The organism is Sphingomonas lacunae (assembly GCF_012979535.1).
In the GTDB taxonomy this organism is placed as follows: Bacteria; Pseudomonadota; Alphaproteobacteria; order Sphingomonadales; family Sphingomonadaceae; genus Sphingopyxis; species Sphingopyxis lacunae.
Map to the genome: position 1 here is coordinate 1,019,799 of NZ_CP053015.1, position 19,134 is coordinate 1,038,932.

General features: G+C 62.4%; 19 protein-coding genes and 1 tRNA gene. 4 read left to right on the forward strand and 16 right to left on the reverse strand.

Annotated features, from left to right (window positions below; translation table 11 throughout):
- Nucleotides 1-61: 61 nt before the first annotated feature.
- Nucleotides 62-652 (reverse strand): methionine biosynthesis protein MetW, encoded by a 591-nt coding sequence (gene metW / locus GV829_RS04745; RefSeq protein WP_169944349.1) that lies wholly within the window; start codon nucleotides 650-652, stop codon nucleotides 62-64.
- A complete protein-coding gene (gene metX, locus GV829_RS04750) occupies nucleotides 649-1,767 on the reverse strand; it encodes a homoserine O-acetyltransferase MetX (RefSeq protein WP_169944351.1) in 1,119 nt (372 codons plus the stop codon). Before metX ends, metW begins: the two co-directional genes overlap by 4 nt.
- A gap of 67 nt (nucleotides 1,768-1,834) precedes the next feature.
- Here metX and hisC point away from each other — a divergent pair, with 67 nt between their 5' ends.
- Nucleotides 1,835-2,950, forward strand: coding sequence for a histidinol-phosphate transaminase (hisC, locus tag GV829_RS04755; protein WP_169944353.1), 1,116 nt, complete (start codon nucleotides 1,835-1,837; stop codon nucleotides 2,948-2,950).
- Nucleotides 2,951-2,958: 8 nt separating this feature from the next.
- Here the strand turns inward: hisC and GV829_RS04760 are convergent, their stop codons facing one another.
- Genes GV829_RS04760 through ftsE form a run of 5 tightly spaced genes read right to left on the reverse strand, consistent with a single transcriptional unit; the run spans nucleotide 2,959 to nucleotide 6,603 of the window.
- A complete protein-coding gene (locus GV829_RS04760) occupies nucleotides 2,959-3,684 on the reverse strand; it encodes a prephenate dehydrogenase (RefSeq protein WP_169944355.1) in 726 nt (241 codons plus the stop codon).
- A 38-nt stretch (nucleotides 3,685-3,722) separates the two neighbouring features.
- Nucleotides 3,723-4,412: a lysophospholipid acyltransferase family protein gene (locus GV829_RS04765; protein WP_169947960.1), complete on the reverse strand. Its 690-nt coding sequence runs from the start codon at nucleotides 4,410-4,412 to the stop codon at nucleotides 3,723-3,725.
- Between the two features lie 12 nt (nucleotides 4,413-4,424).
- Nucleotides 4,425-4,955, reverse strand: coding sequence for a YdcF family protein (locus tag GV829_RS04770; protein ID WP_169944357.1), 531 nt, complete (start codon nucleotides 4,953-4,955; stop codon nucleotides 4,425-4,427).
- Nucleotides 4,952-5,857: a cell division protein FtsX gene (locus GV829_RS04775; protein WP_169944361.1), complete on the reverse strand. Its 906-nt coding sequence runs from the start codon at nucleotides 5,855-5,857 to the stop codon at nucleotides 4,952-4,954. Before GV829_RS04775 ends, GV829_RS04770 begins: the two co-directional genes overlap by 4 nt.
- Complete coding sequence (gene ftsE / locus GV829_RS04780) at nucleotides 5,854-6,603, reverse strand: cell division ATP-binding protein FtsE (protein WP_246203044.1); 750 nt, start codon at nucleotides 6,601-6,603, stop codon at nucleotides 5,854-5,856. Before ftsE ends, GV829_RS04775 begins: the two co-directional genes overlap by 4 nt.
- Nucleotides 6,604-6,798: 195 nt before the next feature.
- Here ftsE and GV829_RS04785 point away from each other — a divergent pair, with 195 nt between their 5' ends.
- Both GV829_RS04785 and GV829_RS04790 read left to right on the forward strand, forming a co-directional pair.
- Nucleotides 6,799-7,641: a zinc-ribbon domain-containing protein gene (locus tag GV829_RS04785; protein WP_169944367.1), complete on the forward strand. Its 843-nt coding sequence runs from the start codon at nucleotides 6,799-6,801 to the stop codon at nucleotides 7,639-7,641.
- A 145-nt stretch (nucleotides 7,642-7,786) separates the two neighbouring features.
- Nucleotides 7,787-7,873, forward strand: a tRNA-Leu gene (locus GV829_RS04790).
- Nucleotides 7,874-7,953: 80 nt separating this feature from the next.
- Here the strand turns inward: GV829_RS04790 and GV829_RS04795 are convergent.
- The 9 genes from GV829_RS04795 to GV829_RS04835 form a co-directional block, all read right to left on the reverse strand.
- Nucleotides 7,954-10,713, reverse strand: coding sequence for a carboxypeptidase-like regulatory domain-containing protein (locus tag GV829_RS04795; RefSeq protein ID WP_169944371.1), 2,760 nt, complete (start codon nucleotides 10,711-10,713; stop codon nucleotides 7,954-7,956).
- Between the two features lie 59 nt (nucleotides 10,714-10,772).
- Complete coding sequence (locus tag GV829_RS04800) at nucleotides 10,773-11,603, reverse strand: fimbrial biogenesis chaperone (RefSeq protein WP_246203045.1); 831 nt, start codon at nucleotides 11,601-11,603, stop codon at nucleotides 10,773-10,775.
- Between the two features lie 243 nt (nucleotides 11,604-11,846).
- Nucleotides 11,847-12,350, reverse strand: coding sequence for a DUF4402 domain-containing protein (locus GV829_RS04805; protein WP_169944374.1), 504 nt, complete (start codon nucleotides 12,348-12,350; stop codon nucleotides 11,847-11,849).
- A gap of 172 nt (nucleotides 12,351-12,522) precedes the next feature.
- On the reverse strand, nucleotides 12,523-13,500 hold the full coding sequence (locus tag GV829_RS04810; protein ID WP_169944378.1) for a ParB/RepB/Spo0J family partition protein: 978 nt from the start codon (nucleotides 13,498-13,500) through the stop codon (nucleotides 12,523-12,525).
- Nucleotides 13,501-13,515: 15 nt separating this feature from the next.
- The gene (locus tag GV829_RS04815; protein WP_169944382.1) at nucleotides 13,516-14,298 is read right to left on the reverse strand and encodes a ParA family protein; all 783 of its coding nucleotides are present in this window, start codon (nucleotides 14,296-14,298) and stop codon (nucleotides 13,516-13,518) included.
- Nucleotides 14,299-14,336: 38 nt separating this feature from the next.
- Entirely contained in the window at nucleotides 14,337-14,975 is a 639-nt protein-coding gene (rsmG, locus tag GV829_RS04820; protein WP_169944385.1) for a 16S rRNA (guanine(527)-N(7))-methyltransferase RsmG, read from the reverse strand.
- A complete protein-coding gene (mnmG, locus tag GV829_RS04825) occupies nucleotides 14,975-16,840 on the reverse strand; it encodes a tRNA uridine-5-carboxymethylaminomethyl(34) synthesis enzyme MnmG (protein WP_246203047.1) in 1,866 nt (621 codons plus the stop codon). Before mnmG ends, rsmG begins: the two co-directional genes overlap by 1 nt.
- A gap of 134 nt (nucleotides 16,841-16,974) precedes the next feature.
- Nucleotides 16,975-18,282 (reverse strand): tRNA uridine-5-carboxymethylaminomethyl(34) synthesis GTPase MnmE, encoded by a 1,308-nt coding sequence (gene mnmE / locus GV829_RS04830; protein ID WP_169944388.1) that lies wholly within the window; start codon nucleotides 18,280-18,282, stop codon nucleotides 16,975-16,977.
- Nucleotides 18,283-18,305: 23 nt separating this feature from the next.
- The gene (locus GV829_RS04835; RefSeq protein WP_169944392.1) at nucleotides 18,306-18,581 is read right to left on the reverse strand and encodes a DUF6489 family protein; all 276 of its coding nucleotides are present in this window, start codon (nucleotides 18,579-18,581) and stop codon (nucleotides 18,306-18,308) included.
- A gap of 52 nt (nucleotides 18,582-18,633) precedes the next feature.
- On the opposite strand from GV829_RS04835, the gene GV829_RS04840 reads away from it, so the two are divergent.
- Nucleotides 18,634-19,134, forward strand: coding sequence for a methylated-DNA--[protein]-cysteine S-methyltransferase (locus GV829_RS04840; protein ID WP_169944394.1), 501 nt, complete (start codon nucleotides 18,634-18,636; stop codon nucleotides 19,132-19,134).

Consider the following 19,134-nt stretch of genomic DNA (forward strand, 5'->3'; position numbering starts at 1 on the left):
TTTCCCGCCGGCAAGCCGGCGCGGCCTCTTGTTAGCCTTTCCCGCCGGCAAGCCGGCGCGGCTATCGGGTCAGCAAAAACACCGCATGTTCGGCGCGGAAATTGGCGGCGGCGGGGCTGATTGGCTTGTCGCCGTTGAGAAACCAGCTTTTTTCGACCTTTATGCCGCGTTCGGCAACGAGAGCGCGGAAATCATCGACTGTGACGTGGTGGATGTTGGGCGTTTCATACCACGCGATGGGCAGCAGCCGCGTCACCGGCATCCGGCCACCCCACAGCAGGCTCAATCGCACGCGCCAATGGGCGAAGTTGGGGAAGGAAACAAAGGCGCGTTTGCCGATGCGCAGCAATTCCTCGACCACCAAGTCGGGCCGCATGGTCGTCTGCAAGGTCTGGCTGAGGATGGCGTAATCAAAGGCATCGTCGGGATAGAAGGCGAGGTCAGTGTTGGCATCACCCTGGATCACCGGCAGGCCGCGCGCCATGCAGGCGGCAACACTGTCGCGATCAAGCTCCATGCCGCGCGCATCGACGTGCCTGTCATGACGCAATGCCTGCATCAGTTCGCCATGGCCGCAGCCGACGTCAAGAACGCGACTGCCCCGCGCGACTTCGGCAGCAATGACGGCAAGGTCGGGCCGCAGTGCGGTCATTGCCCACCGCCTTTCACAAATCCGTCAATCACCCGGTCGAGGCCCGGTGTATCCATCAAAAAGGCATCATGGCCAAAGGGACTGGTCAGTTCGACAAAGCTGACCGGCGCGCCCGCCGCATTGAGCGCGTGGACGATCACCTTGGATTCCGCGGTGGGATAGAGCCAGTCAGTGTCGAAACTGACGAGGCAAAAACGGGTCCTGGTGCCGGTGAAGGCATGCGCCAGCACGCCGCCATGATCCTCTGCCAGATCCCAATAATCCATGGCGCGGGTGATATAGAGATAGGAGTTGGCATCGAACCGGTCAGTGAAGCTGATCCCCTGATGCCGCAGATAGCTTTCGATCTGGAAATCGGCGTCAAAGCCAAAAGTCTTGGCGTCACGGTTTTGCAACTGGCGGCCGAATTTTTCGGTCAGCCCCTGTTCGGACATATAGGTGATGTGCGCCGCCATGCGCGCAACGGCGAGGCCGGCATCGGGCGATTGGCCGTCGGCGTAATAATCGCCGCCACGCCATTGCGGATCGGCCATGATCGCCTGACGCCCAACCTCGTGAAAAGCGATATTCTGGGCGCTGTGGCGGGCGGTCGAGGCGATGATCATCGCCGCCTGCACCCGGTCGGGATAAGTCGCCGCCCAACTAAGTGTCAGCATCCCGCCCATGGACCCGCCAATGACGGCATAGAGCCGTTCAATGCCCATCTGATCGAGCAGCATGGCCTGCGCCCGCACCATGTCGCGGATGGTGATGACCGGAAAGCGCATTCCCCAGTGGCCACCATCGGGGGCCATGGTTGATGGACCCGACGAACCCATGCAGCTGCCGATGACATTGGGACAGATGACACAGAAACGGTCGGTATCAATCGGCTTGCCCGGACCGACCATGTCCATCCACCAGCCCGGTTTGCCGGTGATCGGGTGCGGACTGGCAACATGCTGGTCCATCGTCAGCGCATGACAGATGAGTATGGCGTTCGACCGGTCGGCATTGAGCTCGCCATAGCTTTCATAGGCGATTTCGACCGGCGCAAGGCTCTGTCCGCCGTCGAGCGCCAGGGGGCCAGGAAGCCGGATATGCCGGTTAAGACCAAAAAGCGGATTTGCAGTCATTGTTTGGGGGGCTAGGGGCCAATGGCCCACCTTGTCAACGCGGGCAATCAAGCGTAGCGGGGAAAAGATGACCGTTTCAAATGAAACCAGTTCGGTGCCGGTGCCCAAGCCATGGGTGATGGGCATCGCCCCCTATGTGCCCGGCCGCGCCACCGGCGATGATGGCCGCCCGCTCGCCAAGCTGAGCGCCAATGAAAATCCGCTGGGCTGCAGTGCGAAGGCACGCGAGGCCTTTGTCGCCGAGGCGGACATGTCACGCTATCCCGATCCCGGAGCGACCCTGTTGCGTGAGGCTCTGGCAGCTGAATATGACCTTGATCCCGCACGGATCCTTTACGGCACCGGTTCGGACGAGCTGCTTCACCTCGCCGCCGGGGCCTTTGCCGCGCATGGCGACGAAGTCGTCTATGTCCGCTATGGCTTTGCCGTCTATGATATTGCCGCCCGCCGGGTAGGGGCGACACCGGTGATTGCGCCGGACAAGGATTATGGCACCGATGTCGATGCCATACTGTCGGTCGTCACTCCGCGGACGAAGATCGTCTATCTCGCCAACCCCAACAATCCGACGAGCACGCTGGTCAGCCGCGACGAAATCGCCCGGCTGCACGCCGCCCTGCCCAAGGATTGCCTGTTCGTGCTCGACCAGGCCTATTCCGAATATCTTGAGCCGGAACAGGATGATGGCGGACTTGAGCTGGCGAAAAGCCAAGACAATGTTTTTGTCACACGCACCTTTTCCAAGATTTACGGCCTTGCCGCAGAGCGTATTGGCTGGGGCTATGGCAGCGCGGCGATGATCGACGCGATGCACCGCATCCGTGCGCCATTCAACGTCACGACAGCAGGTCAGAAAGCGGCGATTGCCGCGCTGCACGACCATGAATTTGTGGCCATGAGCCGGGCGCACAACGCCAAATGGCGGACATGGCTGGCTGAAGAAGTGGCAGCGCTGGGCAATCATGGCCTGCGCGCTGTGCCATCCGCCACCAATTTCCTGCTGATCCTGTTCGAAGGCGATGTCACCGCCGAGCGGGCCTATAAGGGACTGATGGAAGCGGGGTATATCACCCGCTGGCTGCCCGGACAGGGCCTGCCCAACGCACTGCGCATCACCATCGGCACCGAAGAGGACACGCGCGGGGTGGCTGCGGCGCTGCGGACACTGGTCGCCGGCGCCTGAACGGCCTGCTAGCGGCGTACCTGATCAAGCAGCACGCCGGCCCGTCTGACAAACTCCTCGACCACTTCGGGGGCATAGGGATTCAACGTCTGGATGGCGGTGAACAATTCGAAACTGTCGTTGCCGATCAGGCCGGTGAGATCGAGCAGATGCTGATAGGTCTGGGTCTTGAGCATTTCATCGGGAATCCGCATCTGCGCGAGGCTGCGTCCGATGAGGTGGGTTAGCGCCTGGACATAGGCCATTTCCCGGTCGTGCTCTTCCGCCGAAGTGATACGGACGCGCAAGCCGAGCGCCTCGCCCAGCGCCGCCACCTTGAGATGGCGATCCCCGCGGATCGGGCAAATGACCAATTGCCGTCCCTCCAGCCCGCGCACCGCACTTTGCGGCCCGAACAGGGGGTGCGTCGCGACGATATGCGCGCTGTCGGGAATATGCCGACTGAGCCACTCACTGGGCAGCATCTTCACCGACGCGACATCGATGACCGTCGCGCCGGGACGAACATGGCGACCAACATCGGCCAGTACCTGTTCCATCGCCTGAACCGGCACAGCGACAAGGATGATGTCGGATGCCGCCGCATCCTTGAGCGATTGGGGCGCAAAGCCCGCGCTGCGCACCTCTGCTTCGGCCACTTGCACATCATGCACGCCAATCGCGAAGCGACCGGCCAATTGGGAGGCGGCAAGCCGGCCAAATGCGCCAAAGCCGATGATCGCAAGCTGTTTCATGTGCCCGCGCCTATTGTCGCAGGGCGGGGAAGTCCACCCTAAAGCGGGCGGTTGAGGGCATTGATGGCACGATGGGCCAGCGCCTCTGCCTCTTCGCGCGCCAATCCGGGCGGAATGACCGGGCCGACGCGATAGGTGATGACCCCGGGATAACGGCGCCAGCCCCGCTTTAGCCGGCCGCTATCAAGCGCCACCGGATAGACGGGCAGGCCAAGCAATTTGTAGATGCCGGCAAAGCCTGAATGGATCGGCGGCTGTTCGCCATGCGGCACCCGTGTGCCCTCAGGGAAAAGGACCAGAGGCCGCCCCTGTGCCATGGCACCAAGGGCGGCCTTGCGCATCGCACGCAGGGCGCTGGCGCCGGCCGTCCTTTCAATCGAGATCAGCCCGTAGACATGGGCAAGCCGCCCCCACAACGGTATGTTGAACAATTCCTGCTTGGCAAAGACCACCGGCCGGACAAGCAGCATCGGCATGTCGATCGTTTCAAACTGGTCTTCATGCTTGAACAGGAAAAAGGCCGGACCTGCCGGCAGATCTCCTTCGACCCGGACCCTTTGGCCGAGCAGTACCCTGGCGCAATAGCGGTTCCACCCGGCCCAACTGCGGACAATCGCGACAAAGCCATCGCGGGAGAAGGGCGCCACCAGTGCCGCAAAGGATACCAGCAAAGCCGATCCGCCATAAAAGAATGGCATCCAGACCAAGGTTCGAACGGCAGCAAGCACATGCTTCATCGGTCAAATCCCGAGCAGCGCGCCGATACTGCGCAGGATCAGCTTGTGATACTCCACCCACAAGGTGCGGAACGATGGACGCGACGGGACTGCATCGGAAACAATGACAACTTCAGCCGGCAAGGATTGTTCAAGCTCGAAGCGGGCACGGCGCATGTGCCAATCGGTCGTTACCAGCCGGATCGAACGATAGCCTCGCCGCTCGACCCAGCGGGCGACTTCCTGACCATTGGACCGTGTGTCCACCGCCTCCCGACCGAGCGCAACGCAGCAGTCGAACAAGGCGACCGGGCGCCGATAGGTGGCCGCAAGATCCACCGGGCGGACATCGAGGCCCACACCAGAGATCAATACGCGCTTGGCCTGCCCTGCTTCGAGCAAATCCAGAGCGCGGCTGATCCGGTGCGGACCGCCCGTGAAAACCACGATGCCGTCAGTCCGCCAGTCCCCCAATGGCTGGGGCAGGAACATGGAAAACCACACGAAGCCGAGCAACCAGATCAGCGCCAGGGCCGAAATGAGACGGCGAATCATGGCATTCGCCTCAATGCACGCAAGACCGCGATGCGGGCCGTCACCACCGCGACAGCCAGAACCAGCGGCGGCACCAGCAACAGCCACAGGAAGTGGAGCGGCGCCGGGGCATCGCCCACCAGGCCCGAGACCACCCCCTGCATCTGCCAGGCGACACCCAGAACAATGGCCAGGGCGAACACGCCGCCCAGCGCCACGCCCGCGAGCACATCGCGGGCCGTGCGTCGTTGAAAAAGCCGGGCTATCTGGACATCGGTGGCACCAACCATGTGGAGCACATCAATCGTCGGCCGTTGGGCGGCAAGGGCGGCGCGGGCCGAGACCATGGCCACAGCGGCGGCGGCCAGCACCAACAGCAGGGCGATGATAGCCGCAATACCACCTATCAGCCGGATGAGACCAGCGACAGGGCCCAGCCAGTCGGCGTGGGCGATGACCCGGGCAGCCGGCACTGACTGGCTAACCACCGAACGCAACCGGGCCAGGCCTGCACCGCTGTCTCCCGGAACCAGATCGACATCAACAAGCGCCGGGAGGGGTAACCCGGTTTCGCTGACCCCTTCACCAAGCCATTGGCTGGCCATGCCCGCGAGTTCGGATTCGGGAACCGTGCGCAAATCCATGACATAGGGTTGATCACGCACGGCATTGCGGACAGCCGCCACCGCCGCGCGCCGCGCCGTGACATCAGGTTCGACAATCTGGATCGTGGCGCGGCCACTGATCTGCCCTGACAGGGATGCCGCAGCCGGTGCCAGAGTCAGCGCAGCAGCAAGCCCGAGCATGGCAAGACAAGTCATCACCGCGACAATCCAAGGCATTGGCCCGCCAATGTCACGGTTCGACAGAACCCCCGACAAGCCAACCATGCGGCTGACCCGATATTTGGTGGGCCGGTTCATACCAGAGGTCCATCAGGGACGAGGCGCGACGCAGGCGGAAAACGCAGAGCCCCGGTAGGATCGGCCAGCCGGCCCTTGGTCACTCGCATCATCTGGGCACCCGGCACACGGTTCATCAGATGGATGTCGTGGGTGGCAACCACCACCGTCGTACCCATCCGGTTTAGCCCTTCAAACAACTGCAACAGACGAACCGCCATATCGGGATCGACGTTGCCGGTCGGTTCGTCGGCCACCAGCAGTTCAGGCCGGGCAATGACCGCGCGGGCAATGGCAACCCGTTGCTGTTCCCCCCCGGACAAGGTCGATGGCAGGGCATGGGCCCGAGCCGTCAGATCAACCCAGTCAAGCATTTCATTGACCGGTCCGATCAGGTCCGGTTCGGAAACCCCCGCAACGCGCAGGGGCAAGGCGACATTGTCAAAGGCGGAGAGATGCGGGACGAGGCGGAAATCCTGGAACACCACGCCAATGCGTCGGCGAAAGCCGGGCAAGCGGTTGCGCGGCAACGTCACCATATCCGACCCAAAAAGTGTTACCAAGCCGCGGGACGGGCGCAGGGCCAGATATAATAGCTTGAGCAAGGTGGTTTTGCCCGCACCTGACGGGCCAGCGATGAAATAGAAGCCACCCTTGGCCAGACTGAAGCTGATGTCCGACAGGGTTTCGGCACCCGTGCCATAGCGCAGTCCCACATTGTCGAACCGCACGATTTCCGATGATGTCGTGCGCGTGGTTGCTGTCACAGCCCGTTCCCGGCCCGACACGGACAAGCGCCTGTGGCATCTGGTCCGGCAGACAGGCCCTTTTTCACCGGATGGCCACCCCGGCACCCGTTTCCGTCGCCACGAATGGCCTTTTGCGGGACATTTCGCAAGAGGACATGCAGCGTGATGCGGCAGTGCTTGCTTAGGGCGGGCAAGGCAGCTTAGAGCATGGGCATGATACTGAGCTGTCCTGCCTGCCACACCCGCTATGTCGTGCCAGACAGCGCCATCGGTCCCACCGGCCGGTCGGTGCGATGCGCCTCCTGCGGCCATAAATGGTTCCAGGCGCCCGCTGGCGTGAATCTGGACGAGGATCGCGCCCCTGAACCGGTCGCGACAGCGCATGAAAGTCGCCCGCTCGATGAGGTGGCGGAGGCCAGGACAGAACCGCGAATCACCCCCGCGCCTTCAGAACAAGATATTGATAAACAACCTGAAATAAGAAAATCGTCGGAACCGGCGCCGCGCCGCGACTTTGACGAATTGCCGCCACCACCCTTTGGCCCCGGATCAGACCGCAGCGACAATCCGTCTGAGTCAGGCGATCAGCCATTGGGCAATGGCCTGTCAGACCGCCGCAAGCCCAGCCGCAACCCGGCCCGCCGCTGGACGATGATTGCCATCCTGTTTGCCCTGCTGGTCAGCGCAGCCGGTGGCGCGATTGCCTGGTTCGGGCTGCCGGACTGGGCAGATGACTGGCTGGTCGGCAGCGCCGCCGACCAACCTGACCTGATCATCGAGCTGCCGGTCGAGGATCAGGTGCACCGGACCCTGCCCGATGGCACCATTTATTTCGCCATCAAAGGCAGCGTGGTCAACCCGACAGACCGGCCGCAACGGGTGCCGCCGATCAAGGCGGAATTGCGCGATGCGAGTGGTGCGATTGTCTTTGACTGGATCATCAATCCACCGGTCGATGTGTTGCCGCCCGGTGAGCGCGTCGGTTTTGACGGCGCCAAAACGGACATTCCGCGCAGGGCCGTATTGCTGACAGCAAGCTGGGCGTCCCCGCGCTGAACCGCCGTGTCCTTTCGGCACAGCGCGGTTGATCACGAGCCATGAAAAGCTTGGCATAGGGCAGTCTTCCCCTTGCGCCCCCGTCCCCGCTTTGCTAACCGCTCCCGCCTGCCCCGCCGTTCGTGCGGGCGCTGTTCCCTTGGCTGCGGTCGTGGCGGAATTGGTAGACGCGCAACGTTGAGGTCGTTGTGGGCGAAAGCCCGTGGAAGTTCGAGTCTTCTCGACCGCACCAGAGGAACAAGGAAGGGCCGGCCAAACCGGCCCTTTTCTTTTGCCTGAATCACAAGGGCGAAGGCCATGCCGCCCGCTGGCTCATCGGGCTGATGTACTCGGTGCCGAATCGGCCTGTGGCGTTCCCTCTGCCGGCGGTGCGCGCGCCAGTTGCGAACGGGCATTGACCGACAGCGGTGGCAGGCGGACACGCTGATGATCCCGATCAAGCCGAAGAGTCGCCAGAGTCGGCACGAGGCCAAGAGCCTGGGCCGAAAGGTCGGCAATGCGCAGCGTATAGTTCCCATATGGCACTGATTCAAATAGGAAAAACCCATCGAAATCGGTGCGCGTCGTGGCGCGGACATGGCCGCTTGCATCGACGACTTCGAGATCAACGCCCTCTATGCCAGCGCCGCCGGCACGGATCAGGACGCCTTCCACCTCTCCCGCCGATACCAGCGGCAGCGCGAGGCTGGTAAAAACACCGGGGCGCGGCGTGACCACGATGCCAGGCACGGCCGGGCGAACCAGCGGATTGCCGATAGATGTTTCATCTATGCCAATGACAACCGGCCGGAACGGCGTCAGTTCACCAACGATAGTCTGTCCATCGGCCCCGGTTGGCGCATCGGCAATAGCGCTGCCAGCCGTCAGCACAACGCCTTCGGCCAGCCGCTCTCCCGCCTGGCGCAAACCATCGCCATTATCGTCATAAAAAACGGTTGCCAGAGCCTGACCTTCGGTCGCGAGTCGTTCCCGGGACACGCGGATGCCACCGCCGCGCGGATCCGGCCCAATGCCAAAGGTCAGGGTAACCCCGGCGCCATAAGAGCCGTCGCTGGCCGCTTCGGCAAAAGTTGTGAGCGAAAGGCGGTCAAAGCGGCGGGTATAGCCGATGCCGAAGCGGGCGCGACTGGCGGCGGCCTCATAACCCAGCTCGACACGCCAGTCCGACCGCTCAGACTGGCTCCATTCGGTGACAATCGCCACCCTATCCTGACCCGATGAGCCGGCGACACCAAGCTGTGCCTCTCCTCGCACGCGGAATTTGCCGATTCGAGCGTTGGCGAGGAGCGTGGCGACCACATCATCAGCATCCCCTGCACCTACAACCGCTCCGCCACGACCCGCTGCGACGCTGTGCAGCCAGTCGAGCTGGCCGGTCAGCGAAATATGGCGCCAGTTGGCCGAGACACGGGCGGAGGCTTCCATTCGGTTTTGCCCATCCACACGCTCAAGATACCGCGCTTCGAGATGAAGCGGAACAATAGTCGATGCGCCAAGACGAACCGACTGGTCCCAGGAGAGGCTGTGAATACCGGTGACGCCCAGTGCAACCCGATCCGAACGATAGCCCTGGCCAGCCATGATTGATTCGGCTTGAAAAAAGCTGTTGCCCCACTGCCCGAGCCAGAACAGTCTTGCCGCCCGACCACCGCCAGACTGATAGCTGCCCGACAATTCGACCAGACTTGAGGCAAAGGAGCGACGGACACTGGCATCAACCATGGTGTACCGCCGATCATCGATCATCAGCGTGGTCCCCCAGGCACCGATCGACGTTCGGCGGTTAAGGCCGCGTTCGATCCCGAATGTCCCGCGCCATCCACGCCGATAAGGGCGCCGGTCCCCGGTAAGGCGGATAAGATCACGTTCTTCCTGGAGAATTCCGGCCCAATAATAGCTTTGCTGGGGCGGAATGGCATCAACCCCGACCGGGATGGAGTGGATCTCCCGCCGCACCTGACCTTGTGGACCATACAGCACGATTTCAAAGCGGTTCATGCCGTACATCAGGCGGACATCGACGAATTCGTAGCGGCCGTTGGCATCAGGCGAGGCAAAGCCCAGCAACTGGCCATTGCGATACAGTTCGGCTTCCCAACCATCAGGCAAGTCACCACGAAACGTGGTGCGGTCAAAGCTTTCCGGCAAATCCAGCGGACGGTTGGTGACGATGGCACCGCGCCCGGTCACAGTCTGTGTCGCAAGCGGGCTGGTAAAGCTGCTGACGTCCCCAGCCGCGACATGGGTAGCGGCAAGCGGCCCGAGCAATTCGCCCGACGGATCCGAGCGATACGCCCGGACACGCAGGCTTTGCGGCCGCGCCGCATTGTCGGTCGCGAAGCGTGCGTCGACCGATGCGCCGAGCAATTCCCCGCTGGCAAACAGTTCAAACCGGGTCTGGCGGGTCGTACGGCCAATCCGGGCATCATGAACACTGGTCGCCGAAGCGGCAATGTCCACAGAGGGCAACTCCACAATGCGATAGGGCCGACGCGCCTGAGGCAGATCGGCAAGGCTGAACTGAGCCTGTGGGCGGATCGCCGCAGCACGTGCACGCCGCTGGGCGGCGAGCTCGAACGGCAGGGGTTGATCGGATTCGAGCCGGATGATCGAGTTCGACAGGTCGGTGGCCAGGGTGACACCAAGCCATTCGCCCAATTTGTCCGGATCAACGCACCAGCCCTCTGGCGTATCGACGATGGTGCCGGGCTGCAGCACCTCACTGCGGCTGGCGATGGTTGCCCGGCCATCTTCCCGATCGATCAGAAGCGTGCGCCGTTCGTCAAAGGCCCAGCCAGTTGCGCGGCGCAACTGGCGATCAAGCCGGATCGGCAGATCAAGCGCCAGAATCAGGTCGCCAAGATCGACACAGGTCCGATCGCCATTCGAATAGCCGCGGACACCGTTACCCAATGTGTACCGGCTGGTGCGCACCTCAAACAACCATTGTTCGTCAGGATCGGGGCGCCAATCCGCCGTTTGGGCCTGTGCCGCAGATACGCCAAGGCTGCCAGGGACAAGCCCCAGCAGCATCGGAAGCGCCAGCATTGCGGCGAGGAGGCTGCGGATCATCTGCATGGCGACTGGCCGACCCGATGAGGCTGGCCACTGGTCCGTCGCGCCGTTTCAGATCAGAGCACAGCCTCGACTTCGGCAAGTGTCGCGCCACCCACATCCCGATCCTCTATGTAGCGGACGATCACCGGGCCGCGCATGACCGCAGCCTGTTCGGGACTCAACGGCAATGCCAATGTACGCTGGTCACGTTCGGTATAGACGGCGACACCGCGCGCCTGCATCAACACCTCGCCGCTGCCCTGCCGCAGCACCTGTATCTCCCCATAGACCGAGCGATTGCCCTGGCGGCTGATTTCCAGTTCGAGCGTCGGATTGGGTTCGCCGGCAACGATCCGCGGATTGGCAAGGCCGGCCGTCGCCTGCAGCGTTCCCTGGCGGATGATGACGGGGATGGTCACACCATAGATGGGGGTCAGGCTGATCGAAACGCCGCGTTGCGGGTCCCCTTCGGAAGCGACAACCGGACGTGCTTCCGGCACGGCACGGAACAACAGATGGGCCCGATATTCGCCATCAGCCAAACCCTCCGGCGCCCGCGCACCAAGACGGATGGTCTGCGGCTGATTGGGCGGCAGAGTGACCCGCCGCGGGCTGTAAAAGAGCATGTCGAGCGTGGCCCGTTCCTGCGGTGTCGCATTGTCGAGCGGAATGTCTTCCAGACTGCCGTCGGCGCGCATCCGTCGCAGTTCGAGGGAAATGCGATAGGTCGCCGGCGCGCTGCCGATATTGTTGAGCACCACCTCGGCACCGCGCGGCCCATCCAGAACGATGCGGGTCGGGGCCACGAGCAGGTCTCCGGCTGCGCCGGCAGGCGCAGTCAGGCCGGCCATCACCAAAAGGGCGGCGAAGGGCGCGGAAATGCGCCGGAAAATCGCTGAAAACATGAATTGATCCTCTGCTGGTCCCGGCCAGGTCAATGCCCCGGCCCTCATCGCTTGAACGCTAGGCCGATCATGGTTTCCAATTTGCTAACCATGGCCCGGCAAGCGCCGGATTCCCGCCAAACAACGCGCTTTTCATCAGCGTCAAACGAACAGGGGGCACCGGATTGTACCGGGCCCCCTGCGTGCGCCGCTCCCTAAGGGCGGAAATGACTGCCGCAGGCCTGCTGACCTGCGGGCCGGCGATTATTGGTAATCGACCGAAACGTTGAAGGTGCCGGTGTAGGAACCGTCAGCCTGGTTGGCATCAACGCCAAGCGAACCACCAACGGTGAACGAGCCGTTGACCGCGCCAGCGGCCAGGGTCAGCGTCGAGGCGCTGCGCGTCAGGGACGCCGTCATGGTGTCGGTGCCGTTCGACAGCGACACGCTGTTGTCGCCCGAGATGGTGACAACCGAGGCAACCGTGCCGGTGATGTTGAAATTGGCGGCCGAAACGGTGCCAGTGCAGGTCATGCCGGCGCCGCAGGTGCGTGCACCAGCCGTCGAAACGTCAAGGTTGGCAGCCGATGTGCCGGCGACAACCGTTCCGAAATCCAGGTCGCTGGTGTTGGCGACCGTGATCTGCTTGAGAACAGCTGCACGTGCCGTAGCCGAAGCATTGGCCGGAGCAGCCTGGGCGGCACCAGCCGACAAACCGAAGGCAGCGATGAGAGCGCCAGCGACGGCGCGATGCATGAACTTGCTCATAGATATTTTGGTCCCTGATTAGCCGAGACATTCGGCTTCCTAGATGCCCGACTCCCCGGTCGACCATGTATCTAGTTAGGACCAAGGCTGTTCAGGAAATGCTGATGACCATGGTTAACGTAACGAAACGGATTTTTCCCGTTTTATTTCAATTGATTGGGGCGAATCCAGTTTAGATGGGTTCACCACTGAGCCGCTGACACAGCATGTCCAGCTGTTCAAGACTGCTGTACTCCAGGCTCAAGGTCCCGCCACCGCGGCCCTGCTCGTGGGTGATTCGCACCCTGACCCCGATAAGGTCGGCCAGATGCGATTCGAGAGCTGCTATATCGGCATCCGGCATGCTGCCCGTTGCCAGAGTGCCGGTTGCGCGGCCCCCGCCCGGCCTGCCATCCGCCCGGTTACGGCGCGCAGCGCGAACCAGCGCTTCGACCTTGCGCACGGAAAGACCCTGGGCAACCGCCTTCCGGGCCAAAGCCTCGGCATCCTCATGACCGATCATGGCCCGTGCATGCCCCATGCCGAGTTGCCCTGTGGCGACCAGCGCGCGCACTGATTCGGGGAGATCAAGCAAACGCAGCAGGTTGGCGATGTGGCTGCGCGACTTGCCGGTCATGCTACCGATGGCTTCCTGACTATGGCCGAGCTGATCGCGGAGCCGGGCATAGGCCTCGGCCTCTTCTATCGCGGTCAGTTCCTGTCGCTGGATATTCTCCACCAGGGCGATAGTGAACGTGTCGTTGTCGTCCAGATCACGGACGATGGCGGGAATCTGGTGAAGACCAGCCCGCTGTGACGCACGCCAGCGGCGTTCGCCCGCAACAAGTTGCCAACCACGCCCGGATGGCGCCGGACGCACCACAATCGGCTGGACAAGGCCTTTGGTGCGAATCGAGGCTGCAAGTTCATCAAGCGCCGCGTCATCGAAATGCCGTCGCGGCTGATCGGGATGCGGACGGACATCAGCGATAGGCAACAAGGCAAGGCCATCACGGACAGCGCCGCCATTGCCGGCCGCGCCGCCAACAGCCACCGGCACCGCACTATCAGCCTGGACATCGCCCAGCAGGGCCGACAAGCCGCGGCCCAGGCCAGCGGGTCGTTTTGCCTTGGTCGCAGGTGTCAACGGGTTGCTGTTTTCCTGTGTCATCGGCTCGAAACTTCCTTATGCCGCCTGTCGCAACGATGGCAGCCGGGCGATCACTTCCCGTGCCAGTGCAATATAGGCCACCGAACCCGAGCAGCGATGATCATACACCAAAGCTGGCAAGCCATGACTCGGTGCCTCGGAAAGACGGACATTGCGCGGAATGACGCTGTCAAAGACGACCGGCCCAAGACATTCACGGACATCAGCGGAAACCTGATCAGTCAGGCGATTGCGGCGGTCAAACATTGTCAAGGCCACACCCAGGATCGCCAAATCAGGATTGAAGCGTGCCCGTATCCGTTCAACCGTCTGTAACAACTGACTTAATCCTTCGAGCGCAAAAAACTCGCACTGGAGCGGCACCAGCAATGAATTGGCGGCCGTCAGCGCATTAAGGGTGAGGAGGCCAAGCGACGGCGGACAATCGATCAGACAAATGTCCCATTGGCCGGCCGGCACATCGTCGAGCGCCCGATCAAGCCGATGCGTGCGATCCTCCACAGAGACAAGCTCAACTTCCGATCCCGAAAGGTCAACAGTCGCGGGAATGATATCAAGCCGGGGGATGCGGGTTGGCTGGGCTGCGTCCACCACCGAAGATTCACCGGCAAGAATGTCATAGGTCGTGACGTCACGCGACGTGGTGGCAATGCCGAGACCAGTGGAAGCGTTACCTTGCGGATCCAGATCGATCAGCAACGTCCGCCAACCCGTGGCCGCCAGCGCGGTGGCGAGGTTGATCGCCGTCGTTGTCTTGCCGACTCCACCCTTCTGATTGGCGATTGCGATGCGAATCATGCGCCTGTCCACCCCTGCTCGATGGTACCCGGACCGAATCAGTCCGAAACAATGCCCTGCCCAACCAGAATGCCAGCTTCGGCATCGGTCACACTGGGTTCCACGTGAAACAATCTTTGCCACGCGGGCGCGATGCTTGAAAGCTCATTTACTGCATTTCGACCTTTTGGCAGCAACCAACGCGTGTTTTTTCCGGCCAAATGGACAGAATTGGCCAACAGCTTTGACAAAGGCGCGAACGCCCGGGCCGAGATCACGTCATGGCCAGCGGGTGCGACCTGCTCGACTCGCCCCTCGATGACGTTGACATTGGTCAGGCCAAGCTCGCTGACACAGTCCCGCAAAAAGTCACATCGCAATCGACGCGATTCAACCAACCGGACCGACCAACCTTGCAAGAGTATGGCGATGACCAGACCAGGCAAGCCGGGGCCGCTACCCAGATCAATCCAGCGACCCTCGCGCCGCAGTGGAAACAGGGTCAATAGTTGGGCGCTGTCGGCTATGTGCCGCACCCACATGGTCTCACCAACCGTCGAGGCTGCAACGAGATTCTGGCTGGCATTGGCGATTCGCAGCCGTTCGACAAATTGGTCGAGAGTCGCCATCGTTTCACGTGAAACAGATGGCAGTGCTGCCAACCAGGTCCGGGCCTCAGCCTCGTTCGCCAACACCATCAGGCAGCGCTCCGGCGCCGGCTGTGAACCATGATCGCCGTCAAAGCCGCAGGTGTCACTCCCTGAATCCGGCTGGCCTGACCAAGGGTTTCTGGCTGGGCAGCGCTGAGTCGCTCAACCATCTCGTTGGAAAGCCCGCCGATCGCGCCATAGTCGAGAGCCGGATCAAGGTGGATGGCTTCATTGGCTGCCAACGCTCGCAACTCTGCCTCATGCCGAGCGACATAGGGCGCATAGCGCGCATCTTCGACCAGTTCGGCACGGATTGCAGGTGGTAAAACCGATAGCTCTGCATCAACGGCAGCCAGTCGGTCAAAGGCTGTGGCATCGAGAGCCGCCGCCCATTCGGCAAAACTCCGCTTTACCCCATCAGGCGGGAGAGGGAGGTCAGCGCCGCGCAGCCCGGCTGTGCCGACCTGACGCGCCAGGGCTGCCCTGCCCTGCTTGCGCTGACCCTGGCGGATCTCCACGCCTTCGGCCCGGGATTCCGACAACAAGCCATGATCCGCTGCCACGCCTGACAGGCGGCTTTCGCCATTATCGGCTCGCAGCCGGAGGCGATGTTCGGCGCGGGCCGTCAACATCCGATAGGGTTCCGTCACACCCTGAAGCACCAGATCGTCAATCATCACGCCGATGTAACTTTGCCAGCGTTCGAGGATCAGCGGCGCCCGACCCGCCACTCTGAGCGCAGCATTGGCTCCGGCAATCAGACCCTGTGCCGCGGCTTCCTCATAACCCGTGGTGCCGTTGATCTGGCCAGCGCAGAACAGCCCGGGAATCGCGCTCACCATCAACGTCCGGTCAAGGGCTCGTGGATCGATATGATCATACTCAACCGCATAGCCGGGCACTTCCATCACAACGTGTGACAATCCCGGCATTGTCCGGAGCATGGCCAGCTGCACATCAGCAGGAAGCGACGTGGAAATGCCATTGGGATAGACAAGATGTGTATCCAGACCTTCCGGTTCCAGAAAAACCTGATGGGACTCACGGTCGGCAAAGCGGTGAATTTTGTCCTCGATTGAGGGGCAATATCGTGGACCCCTTGCCCCGATAGCGCCTGAGAACAGCGGAGATCGATGCAGATTGGACCGGATAATATCATGTGATTCGGTAGTGGTGCGGCTGATGAAACAGCTGAGCTGCGGCAAAAGGCGCCCGGCCGTCGCGGCGGACATGGTCCAGTCACCCCCATCGCTCGGCTGTTCGGGAAGACTGGCCCAGTCGATGGTGCGCCCGTCCAGGCGGGGGGGCGTACCCGTCTTGAGGCGGGCCATCGGCAAGCGGGCTTCACGCAACTGAGCCGCAAGTCGACTGGCGCCCGCTTCACCTATGCGACCGCCTTCGATGATGTCCTCTCCACGGAACAGGCGGCCGCCAAGGAAAGTGCCTGTGGCCAGCACCACCGCATGCGCCGACAGATGTCTGCCATCGGCAAGGTCGACACCAGCGACAGCACCATCCGGGCCCTCGACCAAGGCAGCAGCTTCGCCGGCGATGACGGTCAGCCTCTCCTGGGCGACCACCAGCCGGCGCACTTCGGCACCAAAGCGCGTGCGATCAGCCTGAACCCTGGGGCCCTGAACCGCTGCTCCCTTGGAGGCATTAAGCATGCGGTGATGGATGGCTCCGGCATCAGCTGCGCGGGCGATGATGCCGTCAAAGGCATCAACTTCGCGCACCAGATGACCCTTGCCGAGTCCGCCGATCGCAGGATTGCAGGACATGGCACCAATCATGGCCGGATCAAAACTGACCAAGCCCACAGTGAGACCCTCACGCGCGCCCGCCCGAGCAGCCGCACAGGCCGCCTCAACCCCGGCATGACCGCCGCCTATTATGATGATGTCATAGTGCACGAGCGGGCCTTAGCCCAATTGCGCGGTCCGGCCTAGACGGAAGGCAAGACAGAGGCTGATTCGCACGCAGAGTTGACCTCCCGTCAGAGACGCGCCGTCCTGTTTCACGTGGAACACTATTGTCGGTGGCTCGTCTATTTCCCGATGCAGAAACGTCCAAACAGGGCATCGAGCATGGCCTCCGTTCCTGCCCTGCCGGTGATTCGGTCTATCGCCACCCGGGCTGCCCTGAGGTTTTCGGCAATCAACAGGAGATCAGGCGGCGTGGTGGCTAGCGCCGCAGCTGCATCGGCAAGAGCTGCTGCCTGACGCTGGTTGATCGCAACCTCTCCGTCGCCCGGCAGCAATGTGCGGGCTGATTCAACCAGCCATTGGTGCAATGCGTCCAACCCCTGCCCCGTCCTTGCCGATACAATGACATCGGCGGCGCAGCTGCGGTCGGCCCAATCAGCTATCGCTTCGGCACGGTCGGCTTGCGCTGCCACACGACACAGGCCGGGGTGCGTCGGGGCTTCCGCTGGATTGCCCAGCCAGAGCAAGAGATCGGCGCAGTCAATCCAAGCCCGTGCCCGTGCCATGCCCTCAGCTTCGACAAGATCGCCTGTGCCTTCGTGCAGCCCGGCCGTATCGGCAATACGGAAGGGCATACCCGACAGAGCCAAAGGCACTTCTATGATGTCCCGTGTTGTGCCTGCCATCGGAGAGACAATCGCGGCATCACGCCCTGCCAAAGCATTGATCAAGGTCGACTTGCCGGCATTGGGCGGGCCGGCGATGGCAACTCTGATTCCATCGTGCAGACGTTCTGCCCGTGGTCGGGCCAACCAACCCATCCATTCAGCATGCAAGGCGGCAATACCTGACTGCAACCCTGCAATATCGACAGCATCAGCACCGACATCATCCTCATCGGCAAAATCGAGCAATGCCTCCACCCTGGCCGAGAGCATCAGCAACTGCTCCTGCCAACCGGCAACGGCGCGTGACAAGGCACCACCCGCCACCGCGATAGCGGCCCGCCTCTGTCCCTCTGTCTCGGCGGTCAGCAAATCGCCAAGCCCTTCGGCCTCTGCAAGGTCGATCACGCCATTGGCCAAGGCGCGGCGGGTAAACTCCCCCGGTTGGGCCGGGCGAAGATGCTGAACGAGGCCAAGCGCGGATTCGACAGCGCGGACAATGGCGCGACCACCGTGAAGATGCAGCTCGGCCAAATCCTCACCCGTGGCGGTAGCCGGTCCGGGAAACCAGAGCATCAGGGCTCGATCAAGCAACTGACCATCCAAAGGATGTCGAAGCGTCGTCAGCGATGCCCGGCGCGCGGCGGGCAGCCGGCCGGCGAGCGCTCTCAACGCCTCCCCTGCCCCCGGACCACTTATACGGATAACCGCAATCGCAGCAGGCGGCAGCCCACTGGAGAGGGCAAAGATGGTATCGTTCGTCATGGCACTTTGGCGCGTCGCTCGAATCAGCTTTTGCCAGCCTTGCCAGCCGCGCCCTTTGTTCCACCACCGGTCAGCGTGCTGCCAATCTGGCCGAACAACTGCTGGGCTATGCCCAAGCCAACATCCCCCATATTCGACCAGCCCTTCATCATCTCGCTCACCAAATCTGGCGTCACACCCTGCTCGACAAGCGTCTTCATCCGTTCGAGATAGATGTCATGGAGCGGCGAAACATCGGGAAGGCCAAGAAAGGCGCGCGCCTCGACCGGTGTGCAATCGACGGTGATCTTTATCTTCATCGCGCATCTCCCCGCGCTTGAGCCGGTGCCCTGTCGCCTGTTAGACTGGCGCATGACTTATGCACCGCATCACGCCACGCTGGCAACGCCGATCGGTCCGGTGACGATCAGTGGTGATTCGCATGCCGTCCATGGCATCCGGATTGGCCATCAGGGTGAGGCAGTGACAGATTTGGTCGACGCGCCGCATGGCAGCCCGGTCGCTGAGGCAATGCGGCAGATCAAGGACTATTTCGCCGGCGTCCGTCAGGGCTTTGACCTGCCGCTGGTATCGTTGGTCAGCGCGAGGGGTGAAGCCTTGCGCCAGGCGATTGCCGCCATCCCCTATGGCGAGACGATGAGCTATGGCGCGCTGGCCAACAGCATCGACAGCGCCGCCCGGGCAGTCGGCGGTGCCTGTCGGCGCAATCCCTATCCGATCATCATCCCCTGCCACCGGGTCACATCGAGCAACGGCGCCCCCGAACATTACAGCGGCGGTGACGGGCCGACGACCAAGGCCTGGCTGATCGCGCATGAGCGACGCCATGCCGTCATAAAAACAAGTAATTGA

Excerpts from the sequence above, each read along its gene's own strand:
- metW (WP_169944349.1), bottom strand. The coding sequence starts at position 652 with ATGACCGCACTGCGGCCCGACCTTGCCGTCATTGCTGCCGAAGTCGCG.
- metX (WP_169944351.1), bottom strand. The coding sequence starts at position 1,767 with ATGACTGCAAATCCGCTTTTTGGTCTTAACCGGCATATCCGGCTTCCT.
- hisC (WP_169944353.1), top strand. The coding sequence starts at position 1,835 with ATGACCGTTTCAAATGAAACCAGTTCGGTGCCGGTGCCCAAGCCATGG.
- GV829_RS04760 (WP_169944355.1), bottom strand. The coding sequence starts at position 3,684 with ATGAAACAGCTTGCGATCATCGGCTTTGGCGCATTTGGCCGGCTTGCC.
- GV829_RS04770 (WP_169944357.1), bottom strand. The coding sequence starts at position 4,955 with ATGATTCGCCGTCTCATTTCGGCCCTGGCGCTGATCTGGTTGCTCGGC.
- GV829_RS04775 (WP_169944361.1), bottom strand. The coding sequence starts at position 5,857 with ATGAACCGGCCCACCAAATATCGGGTCAGCCGCATGGTTGGCTTGTCG.
- GV829_RS04785 (WP_169944367.1), top strand. The coding sequence starts at position 6,799 with ATGATACTGAGCTGTCCTGCCTGCCACACCCGCTATGTCGTGCCAGAC.
- GV829_RS04795 (WP_169944371.1), bottom strand. The coding sequence starts at position 10,713 with ATGATCCGCAGCCTCCTCGCCGCAATGCTGGCGCTTCCGATGCTGCTG.
- GV829_RS04800 (WP_246203045.1), bottom strand. The coding sequence starts at position 11,603 with ATGTTTTCAGCGATTTTCCGGCGCATTTCCGCGCCCTTCGCCGCCCTT.
- GV829_RS04805 (WP_169944374.1), bottom strand. The coding sequence starts at position 12,350 with ATGAGCAAGTTCATGCATCGCGCCGTCGCTGGCGCTCTCATCGCTGCC.
- GV829_RS04810 (WP_169944378.1), bottom strand. The coding sequence starts at position 13,500 with ATGACACAGGAAAACAGCAACCCGTTGACACCTGCGACCAAGGCAAAA.
- GV829_RS04815 (WP_169944382.1), bottom strand. The coding sequence starts at position 14,298 with ATGATTCGCATCGCAATCGCCAATCAGAAGGGTGGAGTCGGCAAGACA.
- rsmG (WP_169944385.1), bottom strand. The coding sequence starts at position 14,975 with ATGGTGTTGGCGAACGAGGCTGAGGCCCGGACCTGGTTGGCAGCACTG.
- mnmE (WP_169944388.1), bottom strand. The coding sequence starts at position 18,282 with ATGACGAACGATACCATCTTTGCCCTCTCCAGTGGGCTGCCGCCTGCT.
- GV829_RS04835 (WP_169944392.1), bottom strand. The coding sequence starts at position 18,581 with ATGAAGATAAAGATCACCGTCGATTGCACACCGGTCGAGGCGCGCGCC.
- GV829_RS04840 (WP_169944394.1), top strand. The coding sequence starts at position 18,634 with ATGACTTATGCACCGCATCACGCCACGCTGGCAACGCCGATCGGTCCG.